Here is a 12,422-nt window from a genome sequence, read left to right as displayed (position 1 = left end):
GATGAAACCGACGGTAGGGTATTTGGGACCAGAAGGTACATTCACGCACGAAGCGGCATGTCAACTGTTTTCGGATCAGCCCGTCCACATGATGCCGTATCCCACCATCCCGGATGTGCTGTCGGCAGTCGACCGGGGGGAATGCACGCACGGTGTGATTCCGGTAGAGAACGCCATCGAAGGGGCGGTCAACCTGACCCTGGATTGGTTGATTCACCAAGTGGATGTTCCCATCGTTGGTGAACTGGTTCATCCGATCACCCAGTGCCTGCTTGTGCATCCATCGCAAGCCAACCGTCAGAAGGAGGCGTGGAACAGGATCATCTCCCACCCGCAGGCGATCGCGCAATGTCAGCTGCATTTGCGCCGTCATTATCCGCAGGTTCAGGTGGAATATGCCAACAGCACGGCTGAAGCGGCGGAAAAAGTGAGCCGGCATCCGACCGAGGCGTGGATGGCGATCGGCACGCGGCAGGCCGCCAAGCGCTATGGCCTGCATATACTGTCAGCCGATGTACAAGACTTCCAAAACAATTACACCCGCTTTATCGCGGTGGGCTCCCCTTTGCCGGCACGCCGCACACCGCCCGGTCAGTGGAAAACCAGTTTGTGCGTGACCCTGGCCAGTGATTTTCCCGGCGCGCTGCATCAAGTGCTGGCAACATTCGCCTGGCGTAAGATCAACTTGACGAAAATCGAATCCCGCCCAACGAAAACGGGTCTGGGGAATTATTACTTTATCATTGATGCCGAAATGGAAAGAGAGCATGTTCTGCTGAAAGGAGCCATCGCCGAGATTGAGGCGTTTGGCTGTAAAGTACGTGTATTGGGATCGTATCCGTGCTATCGTTCACAATCTGTTCAATCACTCTCCCGTTGACATCAAGCGGGAGGGGGTTTATAATAATCCTCAATATTCGAAATCATTGCTCAGTCAGGAGGATACCTAGGGTTCCGCTTCGCCGGGTCGGCGAAGGTCTGCGACCGAGCGGTATCAACACCGTTAAGCCGGTGTACACCGTGGGGATAAAAGCCTCGTGCGGCAGGTTCTGACGTTTCGTTTGACCTGCACGGAAAAGGCTTTTTTATTTTTACTTTCTCGGGAGGGGTCTTGGAGTGACAGAACGATGGGTTTACATGAGTGGAGAGTATGTCAAAAAAGAAGATGCCAAGGTATCCGTGTTCGACCACGGTTTTCTATACGGGGACGGTGTGTTTGAGGGCATCCGTGTTTACGACGGCAACGTGTTCCGACTGAGGGAGCATCTCGTACGCTTGTACGATTCGGCCAAGTCCATCATGCTCCGCATTCCCTACACGTTGGAGGAAATGGAACAAGCCGTGGTGGAAACGGTGCGGAAAAACCAATTGCGCGATGCCTATATCCGATTGATCGTCTCGCGTGGTGTGGGCGAGTTGTGTTTGGACCCGGAAAAATGCAGCCGGCCCGAAGTGATCATCATCGCTGATCAGGTTCGTCTGTTTCCGCAGGAAACCTATGAAAAGGGTCTGCATATTGTGACTGTTCCGACCCGTCGGAACGTACCGGACGCCTTGAATCCGAAGATCAAATCGCTCAACTACCTCAACAACATCTTGGTGAAAATCGAAGCGAACCGCGCGGGTGTGGGTGAAGCCCTGATGTTGAATTCCGACGGCTATGTGGCGGAAGGATCGGGGGACAACATCTTCATCGTCAAACGCGGTGTGCTGTACACCCCGCCGGGCTATGTGGGAGCGCTGGAGGGCATCACCCGCCAAGCCATCATCGATTTGGCCCATCAGCTGCAACTCCCGGTCAAGGAAGAGCCGTTTACGCGGCATGACGTCTATGTGGCGGATGAGGCGTTTTTGACGGGAACCGCCGCCGAAGTGATCGCGGTCGTCAACGTGGACGGCAGGGAGATCGGCGACGGCAAACCGGGTCCCATCACACGCCAACTGCTGGCGGAGTTCCGTCGGTTGGTGCGGGTGGACGGCGTAAAGGTTTACCCGGAATCCGCCGTCGGGGTACACGCCGGATGACGGTCAATTGAAGGGTATCAAAAAAAGCAAGGGAGCAACGCGCCCCTTGCTTTTTTTGTCTCAAAAAACACCCGGTCCGAATGGTCCGGGCCGAAATCCACCATGTGGTTGTCCAATCCCATTTCCATGATAACTGAATACCAGAAATTTGTAGTGCTAGCTTCACCAAGCGGTGTCATGTCAACCGTCGTGCGGGGAAAGACCGGTTGCACCCGGCTGTGACATACGTTAAAACAAAAGAGAGATGCACCGTGATCGGCTGAAGGGAGAACACATTCATGCTCAACACCGACCGTCGTATAATCACCGTGGAGATCAAGGGGGCCTTGGGAGACTGGGTCTTTTTGGAATTAGCGAATTCATCCGGTTCCACGTTACGTGCCAAAGTGAAAAAAAAGGGTTGTTTTCAATGGGAGATTTATTTGGAAGAACGGATCTGGATGGGAGACCGTCCCGTTGTCGGGTGGGTATTGAAAAAGCATGAGCACTGGAAAAGTCGGGCGGTTCGGGAAGCGAAAACGCTGCTGGATCGAAAGTGGCGCCATTTGCATGCCGTCAACCCCCAACAACCGGCATGACAGATGATCAATTGCGGTTCTTGGGGATCATGGGCATCCCTGACTGTGCTTAAGAGAGATTGATTCCCGGTGACCGTTTGGACATTCATGCAGACGCCATCGTTCAGATAAGCGAGTTCCGAAGCCCGACTGCGTATCGGTCCCGAAAGCGCAGGTACCCCATCGCATGGTAAAAGTCTTTTGAGCGAACATGCATTGCCCGTCCTGCGCCCCCTGATTCCAAGTGTCCTTGATCTGTATGCTTGCAGGGCGCAGGTCAGAGCGGGAAAGTGATACATACAGGATGATCAGCCACATCCCGTGTTCAATTGAGACGTCACCAGGCCGAACGGCAGTTCCCGGCATCACTGGTTCGTCGCCAGCCTAAACCTTGAGGTTGGGGCGAAACAGCAGAGAGCAAGGAAAAGGCTCACCCGAGTTACCCGGAAGCTTTTCCGTGATCACTTTGTATACCACATGTACCAAGCGAAGACCAGACCGAAAAAGATGCCGCTGCTGATGAACAGTATGGGAAAAGCGTTGTTTTTCTTTTCCTTGAGATGCATGAAGGAATACAGTTGCAAAATCACTTGGACAAATGCCAATATCAAGATCACCGGGATGACCATATTGGGCGGCATCCGCAGCCAAACGAGGGCAAACGCGACAGCACTCAGCGCCACCATGGCCGCAAAGGACAGCAGCATGGTACGCAATTCAGTGTGGTTGGTGTTGGTTGATTTCATTTTGTTCACCTTGCGCGATAGATGTTTTTTTACAGTATGGCGCAATAAAAGGAGAGCGATACGACGTGGAAGCAAAACAAGAAAGATGGCTTCATGAACTCATGGAACGGATGAGTCCGCTGCGGATTTCTTTGCCGGAAGGATTGTTGTTGGGTGTCATTACCGGTTTGGGATACTTTTCCGCGTACTTGTCCGAGATCGGGTACAAGTCGTATTTCCGTCTGCCGTCCATGTATGCGGACATCAGCGTCAATACACTGATCTTATCTGTCAGTATCATCGTGTTAATTTGTCTGCTGGGTATCTTGTCCTTGCAAGTTCCATGGATTCATCAGTACGGACGATTTGTGTTCCCGCTGTTGATCCCGTTGTCGTTGTGGTTTGTAACGAGTGTCAAGATGGGATTCTTTTTTGACTGGGAACACCCCTACAAATGGTGGGGACTTTGCATTTTCAACGTCGCGGCGATCGGGGTGCTGTTCGAGTGTTTGCACAGGAGGCGGTTGCTGGCGGGGATACTGGTGCTTGTCGTGTTGGTGGTGATCACTGCACGGATCAGCGGTGAACTGGTCGCCGAAAATCAGCAGTGGTATTTGGTGTCGAAAAAACCGCAACCCGTTGTTGTGGTGGATACTTACAAAGATGCACTGATCGTGGCACCCATCAACCTGCAAAAACGGACGATCCGTCCTCAATATCAACTGATCGATACCAAAGCGGAACCAGACCAGGCGTTGTCCTTTCAGCCGATGCAGATCGGTCCGCTTCGAGTGGAAGACCGGTAACCGCTCCTACAACTTGGTCAATATTTGCGGTCCGTCCGATGTGATGGCGACCGTGTGTTCATATTGGGCGGACCATTGCCCGTCCACTGTGCGGGCGGTCCAGCCGTTGGAATCAATTTTGGCTTGCCAATCGCCCATATTGAGCATGGGTTCGATGGTGATCACCATGCCTTCTTCCAAACACAGGCCGGTGCCGGGGCGACCGAAGTGAGGGATGACAGGGTCTTCGTGAATCCGTTGCCCGATTCCGTGACCGACAAATTGTCGAACCACCGAGAAACCCTCCTTTTCCGCCAATGATTGAATCGCGTGACCGATGTCACCGATCCGATTTCCAATCACGGCTTGGCGGATACCGGCTTCCAGCGCCTGCAGGGTGGTCTTCAGCAATTTGCGCGGGCGTGGGGAAACGGTCCCCACAGGGTAGGACCAAGCGGAATCGGCCAGCCAACCATTAAGATTGACCACCATGTCGATGGTGACGATGTCACCGTTTTTCAGCGGCTCTTCATCGGGAAATCCGTGACAGATCACATCGTTGACGGATGCGCATGTGGCGTACGGATACCCCATGTACCCCTTTTGTGCCGGTTTGGCCCCATGTTTTTTCAAAAACTGCTCGACAAATGAATCGATTTCCCGCGTTGTGACGCCCGGCCGGATGCGCCGGGCGATTTGCTTGTGGCACAGCGCGAGCAAATGCCCCGCTTTCCGCATGTGTTTCAATTGTTCAGCCGTTTTGATCGTGATCATGGGTCCTCCGATTCTCGATTCGTGGTTTTTTACAGCGTATGACACCGAACGGGAGATTGACAAAAATGGGATCATGGATGGAGAGCCGGTTTCGCAAGTGATTGCCGACAACAGAATCCAGTCAGGGGCAACCGTTCCGGCGGATTTGTCACCGATTCGCCCATGCGCCCATAGGCTACACTGTGTCAACTCATCGGGAGGGTGCGGCATGTTCGGTTACGGCAATCCCCATTTCCCCTGGATGACGTCGGCATGGCCATCTGTTGTTACTCCGGCTCCCACGCTGCGAATGGAGTTCCCTTCTATACTCACTCCGTTCTCCGTTCCGCCTTCCATTCCCACCGTACCGGCGGGAGTCAGCCAGTTGCCTCCGCTTTCCGGCGGGCCGGAGCGGCCCGGGCAGCGTCCGCCCTATTCGCGGACGATCGATTGGGCCTCGCTTTATCCCCGGGATGTCATTTTGCGCGGGCCGATGAACAGACGGGAAGTGGCCCTGACGTTTGACGACGGACCGGATGCGGTATTCACGCAGCAGATTCTGAATGTCTTGCGTCGAACAGGGGTCAAAGGCACTTTTTTCGTCGTCGGCAGACGGGTTCAACGTTATCCGGGCGTATTTCAACGCATGTTGCGGGAAGGGCACGAAGTGGGCAATCACTCGTGGAGTCATCCCAAGATGTCGCGGCAATCGGCGGGACAAGTCCGAACGGAACTGCAGAGAGCGAGTGGCGAGATGAATCGGGTGGGTAACGTGCGACCCCGTTTTTTCCGGCCGCCGTACGGCGCATTGAGTGAAACGGTGATCCGGGTGGCAGTGGCGGAAGGGTACAAAATCATTTTGTGGAATGTGGACAGTCTCGATTGGTCAGGCATTCCGGGGACGGCCCTTGCGACCAATGTGTTGTCGCACGTTCGTCCCGGATCGATCATTCTGATGCATTCGGCCACGGGAAGAGGGGGCCATTTGCAAAACACGGTACAGGCCTTGCCCGGCATCATTCAGCGTCTGCGCCGCGAGGGATACCGCTTTGTCAGGGTATCTGAACTGCTCGATATCCGGGCATATGGATGACAAAACGGGAACGCGCAACCCGGCGTCCCTTTGGATCGTGCAGGGAGAGGTGCGGTTCCCGTTATTACGGCGAGGCGTGTCTGATCCATACCGTCTTGCATCACGTTTCCGGCTCGCTTCATCAGGCGTGACCGATCCGAACCGGGGGCAGGATGCGGACAAAGTACGCTTCTCTCAAGGGAATTTGCCCGTAACTCCTTCCTGTGCTGGAGCTTATGCCAACACATCGCGCCGGGTGAAAACGGTAAAAGCGACGACAAGACTGCCCAGCGACCAGAGAGACAGCACGACGAGGGAGAAAGGAAGCGTCAACCCCTCCACCATTGTCGGAGAGCCGGAAAGAAAATTGGTCAGCTCAAGATTGGTGAAAGCCAGATATTTGAGCGCAGACCAGGAAGGGGCCAGCTGGGAAAGCAGCGTACCGGAAATCAAGGCGGCCATCATGATGCCCATACTGGCGGCCGTGCTGCGCACCAACACCGACACCATCAGCGAGATGGTGGCCACAGCGGCGCAAGCGAACCATGCCAGTCCGTAGCTCATCAGAATGTATTGCCATTGCGGCACCAGATGGACATGCGTGGTGATCAGCTCTCCGCCGCGCTCCTGAAAACCGGTGAGCACAGGCATCGTCCATCCGGAGTATCCGAACAGCGCCCCGGAGATCACATAAGACAAAATGGCACTCAACAGCAACATCAGTGCCACCGCCAACTGCAGGGCGACAAACTTGCTCCACAATACGCGACTGCGGCGAACCGGCCGGGTGAGGAGCAATTTGATGGTGCCCGCCCCGTACTCGGATGAAACCATGTCCGATGCGATCACCACCACCAGCAGCGGGAGAAAAAGGGACAACGATTCTTCCGCAAATTTTCGGACGAATGTGGGTGCTCCGGGGCTGGTCGGGTTGATGTTGTGATCCAGGTAATATTGTTGCTGTTGTATGTTGAGGCGAATCCAGTTTTTCCATTCCTCCGGCACGCGGCTGGAAGACAGGCGGTTTTGCATGTCGATGATTTGTTGTTGCACGACGGCACGCCAGTCGGAGGTGCCCAACTGTTTCACGGTATTTTGCACGGTGCGGTATTGGGCGTAGGTAAAGATGGGAATCAGTACGGCCAAGATCAGCAGGACGACCAGGATTCGCCGTTTGCGCAACACTTTCAGCAGTTCGTTGTAGACCAAACCCGCGAAATTACGCAATGTGGCTCCCCTCCGTCGTCTCCAGGAATAAGTCTTCCAATGTGGGTCGTTTCTGCCAGATGCCGAACACGTCCACTCCCGCTTCCAACAAGGCGCGGTTGGCTTGGGCAATTCGCTCTTCCGGCATCTGTGTCAACACGTTGCCGTCTTCGGTTGTCTCCAAGACCACTACATCGGGTAGGGAACGCAATACCTGTTCGCCTTTCTCAACGGATTGCAGGCGCCACTCCACACGGGGGTATCCTGCCAACAACTGCTGGACGGTACCGGTTTTGACCAAGCGGCCCTGGTGGATGATGGCGACCCGGTCGCACATCAATTGCACCTCATGCAAAATGTGGCTGGAGATGAACACACTGATGCCTTCCGTTTTGGCCAATTGCCGGACAAACGCCCGCAGCTCTCGGATTCCGGCCGGGTCCAGTCCGTTGGTCGGTTCATCCAATATGAGCAACGAGGGACGCCCCAGCAAGGCCTGGGCAATGCCGAGCCGTTGCCGCATCCCGAGTGAATAGGTGTTGACGCGATCGTCGATGCGGTGCTCCAGCTCCACCAACCGGACGACTTCCTCGATTCGCTCCGTGCTGACATCTCCCTGCATACGGGCGAAAATCTCCAGGTTTTCTCTTCCGGTCAGGTAGGGGTACATCTCCGGATTTTCCACGATGCAACCGACATGGCGGATCGCACGCAAAAAGTCGGTTTGCAAATCATGGCCGGCGATGCGGATCGATCCTGCAGTGGGCCGGATCAGCCCGACCAGCATGCGGATCGTGGTCGTTTTCCCCGCGCCGTTGGGTCCGAGAAAGCCGAAGATCTCCCCAGGGTTTACTTCGAAGGAAACGCGGTCCACGATGGTACGCGAACCGATTGTTTTGGTCAGATCCTCAACCGACAAGACGGGTGTGGATTCATTGGGCATGGGTGTCACCTCCGCTTGACGGATTCATCACTTGGATCAACCGTTGGGCCATCAAGCGATAACCGTCCGAGTTGGGGTGGAAATGGTCGCTGTAAAGATATCGGCCGGGATTCAGTTGAAACAGGTCGAACGTGGGTACCACCACCACACGGGGATACTGATTGGCCACGCGTTGCAGTGTATGGTTCCACTCCCAGATGAGACGGGAAGTTTGGTCATTTCCCGCCAAGTCCCCGAACGGGTTGTACAAACCGAACACGAAAACGGGAGCATTCGGATTGTGTTTGCGAATATTGTCCAGAATGTGTCGCAGATTTCGCTCATACAGCCGGAGGGCTTGTTCCGATGCATCCGTGTTGATGCGGTCCGGACCACCGCTCCCCCTGAACAGGTCGTTTCCACCGATGGTAAAGGTGATCCAGCGGGCGGAACGTACCAGTTGACGAACACGCGGTTCGTCGGTTTGTTGCGCCAATTGGCTGGAGGTCTGACCTTTGACCGCCAGATTGACCAGACCTACGGGATGCCGGGTTTGCTTTTCCAGGGCATCCCGGACGTACCCGATATACCCTTTACCGGAGAGATCCCCCGTCCCCCGGGTCAATGAATCACCCATACCGACCAGGAGCCCGTTACCCGCAGTAACACTCGTCCGCTCCTGTTTGCCGGCAGAAGCGGGGACGGACGGTGCGTCCGGTGGTGACAATATCTCTCTGACACCGAGAACAAATCCACCTGCAAAGAGGAGCAAGGCTGTACAGGAGAGCATGCTGACCAAAAACCATACGGGATTTGGTTTGATTTTCATCTCAATCGCTCCTGTCAAAGGGTTTCAAGCCTACAATATCGATTTGCGCCCGAACTCGTCAACTACACACTCCAACGAAATCGCAACATTTTTGTTAAAGTGAGCAAATCGCCCACAGGTGCATATGATGTAAAGAAGATGTTCGCCCGTGATACTGGACGCTTCCGAATCGTCGGAGCGTGTTCCTCTTTTCAGCGGAGCCTTTTGGGAGGGAAGAACAAATGAAAATTCATATTGTGCAATCGGGGGAAACACTGGAGGATCTGTCGGCGCGTTACGGTGTTTCCGTCGCCAAATTGAAAGAGTTCAACCCGCAGTTGAGTGACGGAGACGAATTGACGCCGGGAACCAAAGTGAAAATGCCTACCGGTCGGGTGAAGGTGAATACCGCCTGCTCGAAAGCAATCGCAGGTGAGATGGAATCTTCCCGCCAGTATGATCCTCCTCCCCGTCGTCCCGTTGTCCCGCGCATTCCGACACCGGTCCAGCCACCCGGTTTTCCGAGACCCATTCGTTCCGGTATACCGCCCTTGCCAAATCCCCCGGCCGGCTTCTGTCCGCCAGTGTTTCCCTACACACCCGATTATCATACGTATGCTCCGCCGATGTACCCGCCTTTTTGGTACGGGTGGCCGTCACAGTCACCGGGGGTTCCGTCTTCTCCGGGACAACGGTCCAAACTGTCGCGAACCCATGCCGTGGAGGAATCTCCGACATCACCCGCTTTTGAATGGGAAAGCGCGGTGGAGACGGCGGAAAGTTCATCAGCGGAATATTGACGGGGAAGGGAGTATGAAAGAAAAAGACCTGATGCGGGTGGCCGATGTGTTGGGCACGCCGGTCTGGGGAGCGGAACCGTTTCGGCGCTTATGGCGGGTACGCACCTCCAGAGGCGATTGGGTGGCCAAACCGGTGCGGCACGTTCCTCACCTGCACTGGTGGTTGCGGGTGGACCGGGAGATGCGAATGCGCGGCTTCCATCTGATGCCGCAGATCAGGACGGACGGGAAACGATGGGTGTTGACACCGCTCATCCCGGGACAACCGGCTTCGTATAAAAAGCTGTCGGATGCACGAAAAGCAGTGCGTCAACTGGCCTGGTTCCATCGATTGGGAGACGGTTTGCAGACCCGGTCGTATCATCAGGGGGAATATTTGCTGGAAGAGCGTTTGGACACCCGGCTGCGCGAGTTTTATCGGACGATGACGACACCCGGAGTAACGGGTCATGAGTTGGCCTGCTTGTTGAAAACAAACGGTCCTTATTTTTTTCAAGCCGGGGTGGTGGCGATGTCGCGGCTGAGTGCGCTGGATTTGCGCGGACGGGTGGCGCGGGATCGTCGCCTTCACCGTTTGGCACACCGTGATTTGGCCAGTCACAATTGGGTGTCGGATACAAAGGGACAATTGTGGCTGATCGATTTTGAGACTGCCGATTATGACTGCCAGTTGGGAGATGTATGGCAGTTGTTGTCCCGCACACTGTCCGAACATCGCTGGGAATCGGATGTATATCGGATGCTCCTGGCCGAGTACGAAGCGGTTCGTCCTCTTTCCGCCCGGGACAAGGCATTGCTCGTCGCTCTGCTTTCGTTTCCCAATGAATTTTTTCGGGAAGCGATCGGTCTCGCCAAAGAGAAGAGAGGATACGCACTTGACAAATCCCTGCCCTACCTCAGACAGATCGTCCGGGACCGTGACCAATGGCAGCGATTTCTCGAAACAATAAGATCTTGGTAGTTGGAAAGGCTTATGGTATCATGAAGAATGATTTCATAAGCCTTTTTTTTGTTGTTTTGAGGAGGCCGATCGATGAGAATTGGGTTGGCGCAGATCCGTCCCGTACTGGGGCGGTTGGATCGCAATCTCGCATTGCACCGGGAGATGATCCGACAAGCGAAGGAAAATCAAGTGGATCTGGTTATCTTCCCGGAACTCAGCTTGACTGGATATCAACTGCAAGATTTGACGTATGAAGTGGCCCGGACGATGGACCATCCCGAGATCCGGGAGCTGGTAGCGCTGTCCGAAGAGATGGATCTCGTGTTCGGGATGGTGGAAGAGAGTCCGGACCATATTTTGTATAATGCCGGTGTCTATGCGAGCGGCGGCCGAATCGTCCACGTCCATCGCAAAGTGTATCTGCCCACGTACGGCATGTTCGACGAAGCCCGGTATTTTGGGCGTGGACGGAGCATCCGCAGCTTCGATACCCGTTTCGGACGGATGGGCATGTTGATCTGCGAGGATATGTGGCATGTATCGGCGCCGTATCTGTTGGCCCAGGACGGGGCGGAATGGCTGATTGTCCTGTCCAATTCTCCGGCTCGCCGCGTGGGGAGTGAAGGGCTGGGCTCCGAACAGGTGTGGCACCGTCTGCTTTCCACTCATGCGATGTTGCAAGGGTCTTATGTCTTTTTCGCCCACCGTGTCGGTGTAGAGGACGGCGTCACCTTTTTCGGCGGATCGATGGCCTACGATCCGTTCGGCCGTCTGATCAAGCAAGGCGCCTTGTTCGATCCGGATTTGGTGCTGGTCGACGTCAAGCCCGACCAGATTCGCCGGGCCCGTTTCCAGATGCCGATGTTGCGCGACGAGGATGTGGAATTGACGGCGCGCGAACTAAACCGGATCTTGGCCCGGCGGACGGAGGAGGGGAGCCGGTCATGAACAGGATCGAAGATATGTTGACGCAAGCGCCGTATTTGCGGGTAAATGAAAAACTGACCGTCGATCTCTTGACGCGTGCGCTGCGGGAAGAGGTGGAAAAAGCCGGATTCGACCGGGTCATCCTCGGGTTGTCCGGCGGCATCGATTCCGCCTTGTCGTTGTATCTGTGCGTGGAAGCATTCGGCAAGGACCGCGTGACGGCTGTGCGGATGCCGTACAAATCGAGCAGTCCGTCCAGTTTGGCCGATGCGCAGGCGGCGATCGACGATACGGGTGTAGCGTCGCTCACCATCGACATCACCCCGCAGATCGATGCCTATTTTGAGCGGTTTCCCGATGCCACCCCGCTCAGACGGGGAAACAAAATGGCGCGTGAGCGGATGACGATTCTGTACGACCTGTCCGCCCAATACAATGCTTTGGTAATCGGTACCAGCAACAAGACGGAGTTGTTGTTGGGTTACGGGACCCAATACGGCGACATGGCGTCGGCGGTCAATCCGCTCGGGGATCTGTACAAGACGCAGGTACGCCAACTGTCGGCCTATCTGGGCGTGCCGGAACAAATCATCACCAAACCGCCGAGTGCCGATCTGTGGCAGGATCAAACGGACGAAGGAGAACTGGGTTTCAGTTACTTTGACGTCGACCGGCTCCTGTACTACTTGATCGATTGCCGCTATACGCGGGAACAGCTGTCGGAGCTGGGGTTCCCTTCCGATTTGGTGGAAAGGGTGACCCGCCGGATCGTGCGAAACCAGTACAAACGCCGACTGCCGGTGATTCTGAAGCTGGGAGACCGCACGATCGGCGTCGACTTCCGTTACCTGCGCGACTGGGGTTTGTAACAATACGGATGACGCTGTGGGGAGAGGTGT

General features: G+C 55.3%; 14 protein-coding genes. 9 read left to right on the top strand and 5 right to left on the bottom strand.

The annotated features are described in order from the left end of the window. Position 1: 1 nt before the first annotated feature. The 3 genes from pheA (at position 2) to JQC72_RS11595 (ending at position 2,603) form a co-directional block, all read left to right on the top strand. Entirely contained in the window at positions 2 to 880 is an 879-nt protein-coding gene (gene pheA, locus JQC72_RS11605; protein WP_205495817.1) for a prephenate dehydratase, read from the top strand. Positions 881 to 1,116: 236 nt separating this feature from the next. Continuing rightward, positions 1,117 to 2,025: a branched-chain-amino-acid transaminase gene (gene ilvE, locus JQC72_RS11600; protein WP_205495816.1), complete on the top strand. Its 909-nt coding sequence runs from the start codon at positions 1,117 to 1,119 to the stop codon at positions 2,023 to 2,025. 278 nt (positions 2,026 to 2,303) lie between these two features. Beyond that, the gene (locus tag JQC72_RS11595; RefSeq protein WP_205495814.1) at positions 2,304 to 2,603 is read left to right on the top strand and encodes a hypothetical protein; all 300 of its coding nucleotides are present in this window, start codon (positions 2,304 to 2,306) and stop codon (positions 2,601 to 2,603) included. Positions 2,604 to 3,043: 440 nt separating this feature from the next. Here the strand turns inward: JQC72_RS11595 and JQC72_RS11590 are convergent, their stop codons facing one another. Beyond that, entirely contained in the window at positions 3,044 to 3,328 is a 285-nt protein-coding gene (locus tag JQC72_RS11590; RefSeq protein WP_205495812.1) for a cytochrome C oxidase subunit IV family protein, read from the bottom strand. Positions 3,329 to 3,393: 65 nt separating this feature from the next. Between JQC72_RS11590 and JQC72_RS11585 the strand changes: the two genes are divergently transcribed. Beyond that, positions 3,394 to 4,113 (top strand): hypothetical protein, encoded by a 720-nt coding sequence (locus JQC72_RS11585; protein ID WP_205495811.1) that lies wholly within the window; start codon positions 3,394 to 3,396, stop codon positions 4,111 to 4,113. 6 nt (positions 4,114 to 4,119) lie between these two features. On the opposite strand, the gene map is transcribed toward JQC72_RS11585, so the two are convergent. After that, positions 4,120 to 4,866: a type I methionyl aminopeptidase gene (gene map, locus JQC72_RS11580; RefSeq protein WP_205495809.1), complete on the bottom strand. Its 747-nt coding sequence runs from the start codon at positions 4,864 to 4,866 to the stop codon at positions 4,120 to 4,122. A gap of 208 nt (positions 4,867 to 5,074) precedes the next feature. Here map and JQC72_RS11575 point away from each other — a divergent pair, with 208 nt between their 5' ends. Beyond that, positions 5,075 to 5,938, top strand: a complete 864-nt coding sequence (locus JQC72_RS11575; protein WP_302104801.1) for a polysaccharide deacetylase family protein — start codon at positions 5,075 to 5,077, stop codon at positions 5,936 to 5,938. A gap of 213 nt (positions 5,939 to 6,151) precedes the next feature. On the opposite strand, the gene JQC72_RS11570 is transcribed toward JQC72_RS11575, so the two are convergent. Genes JQC72_RS11570 through JQC72_RS11560 form a run of 3 tightly spaced genes read right to left on the bottom strand, consistent with a single transcriptional unit; the run spans position 6,152 to position 8,874 of the window. Next, positions 6,152 to 7,144, bottom strand: coding sequence for an ABC transporter permease (locus tag JQC72_RS11570; RefSeq protein ID WP_205495808.1), 993 nt, complete (start codon positions 7,142 to 7,144; stop codon positions 6,152 to 6,154). Further along, on the bottom strand, positions 7,137 to 8,066 hold the full coding sequence (locus JQC72_RS11565; protein ID WP_205495806.1) for an ABC transporter ATP-binding protein: 930 nt from the start codon (positions 8,064 to 8,066) through the stop codon (positions 7,137 to 7,139). Before JQC72_RS11565 ends, JQC72_RS11570 begins: the two co-directional genes overlap by 8 nt. Beyond that, positions 8,056 to 8,874, bottom strand: coding sequence for a GDSL-type esterase/lipase family protein (locus JQC72_RS11560; RefSeq protein WP_205495804.1), 819 nt, complete (start codon positions 8,872 to 8,874; stop codon positions 8,056 to 8,058). Before JQC72_RS11560 ends, JQC72_RS11565 begins: the two co-directional genes overlap by 11 nt. A 221-nt stretch (positions 8,875 to 9,095) precedes the next feature. On the opposite strand from JQC72_RS11560, the gene JQC72_RS11555 reads away from it, so the two are divergent. The 4 genes from JQC72_RS11555 to JQC72_RS11540 all read left to right on the top strand — a co-directional run bounded on the left by JQC72_RS11555 (position 9,096) and on the right by JQC72_RS11540 (position 12,392). Continuing rightward, positions 9,096 to 9,653 carry a LysM peptidoglycan-binding domain-containing protein gene (locus JQC72_RS11555; protein WP_205495802.1) on the top strand — a complete coding sequence of 186 codons (558 nt, stop codon included), beginning with the start codon at positions 9,096 to 9,098 and terminating at the stop codon, positions 9,651 to 9,653. Positions 9,654 to 9,666: 13 nt separating this feature from the next. Beyond that, on the top strand, positions 9,667 to 10,614 hold the full coding sequence (locus JQC72_RS11550) for a protein kinase family protein (protein WP_205495800.1): 948 nt from the start codon (positions 9,667 to 9,669) through the stop codon (positions 10,612 to 10,614). A gap of 72 nt (positions 10,615 to 10,686) precedes the next feature. Then, positions 10,687 to 11,544 (top strand): nitrilase-related carbon-nitrogen hydrolase, encoded by an 858-nt coding sequence (locus JQC72_RS11545; RefSeq protein WP_205495799.1) that lies wholly within the window; start codon positions 10,687 to 10,689, stop codon positions 11,542 to 11,544. Beyond that, the gene (locus tag JQC72_RS11540) at positions 11,541 to 12,392 is read left to right on the top strand and encodes an NAD+ synthase (protein ID WP_302104800.1); all 852 of its coding nucleotides are present in this window, start codon (positions 11,541 to 11,543) and stop codon (positions 12,390 to 12,392) included. Before JQC72_RS11545 ends, JQC72_RS11540 begins: the two co-directional genes overlap by 4 nt. Positions 12,393 to 12,422 lie beyond the last annotated feature (30 nt).

The organism is Polycladomyces zharkentensis (genome assembly GCF_016938855.1).
Lineage (GTDB): Bacteria > Bacillota > Bacilli > Thermoactinomycetales > JIR-001 > Polycladomyces > Polycladomyces zharkentensis.
This window is presented reverse-complemented; position numbering and strand designations above follow the sequence as displayed.

Coding starts and splice junctions, on each gene's coding strand:
- pheA (WP_205495817.1), top strand. CDS start 2: ATGAAACCGACGGTAGGGTATTTGGGACCAGAAGGTACATTCACGCAC.
- JQC72_RS11595 (WP_205495814.1), top strand. CDS start 2,304: ATGCTCAACACCGACCGTCGTATAATCACCGTGGAGATCAAGGGGGCC.
- JQC72_RS11590 (WP_205495812.1), bottom strand. CDS start 3,328: ATGAAATCAACCAACACCAACCACACTGAATTGCGTACCATGCTGCTG.
- map (WP_205495809.1), bottom strand. CDS start 4,866: ATGATCACGATCAAAACGGCTGAACAATTGAAACACATGCGGAAAGCG.
- JQC72_RS11575 (WP_302104801.1), top strand. CDS start 5,075: ATGTTCGGTTACGGCAATCCCCATTTCCCCTGGATGACGTCGGCATGG.
- JQC72_RS11565 (WP_205495806.1), bottom strand. CDS start 8,066: ATGCCCAATGAATCCACACCCGTCTTGTCGGTTGAGGATCTGACCAAA.
- JQC72_RS11560 (WP_205495804.1), bottom strand. CDS start 8,874: ATGAAAATCAAACCAAATCCCGTATGGTTTTTGGTCAGCATGCTCTCC.
- JQC72_RS11555 (WP_205495802.1), top strand. CDS start 9,096: ATGAAAATTCATATTGTGCAATCGGGGGAAACACTGGAGGATCTGTCG.
- JQC72_RS11550 (WP_205495800.1), top strand. CDS start 9,667: ATGAAAGAAAAAGACCTGATGCGGGTGGCCGATGTGTTGGGCACGCCG.
- JQC72_RS11545 (WP_205495799.1), top strand. CDS start 10,687: ATGAGAATTGGGTTGGCGCAGATCCGTCCCGTACTGGGGCGGTTGGAT.
- JQC72_RS11540 (WP_302104800.1), top strand. CDS start 11,541: ATGAACAGGATCGAAGATATGTTGACGCAAGCGCCGTATTTGCGGGTA.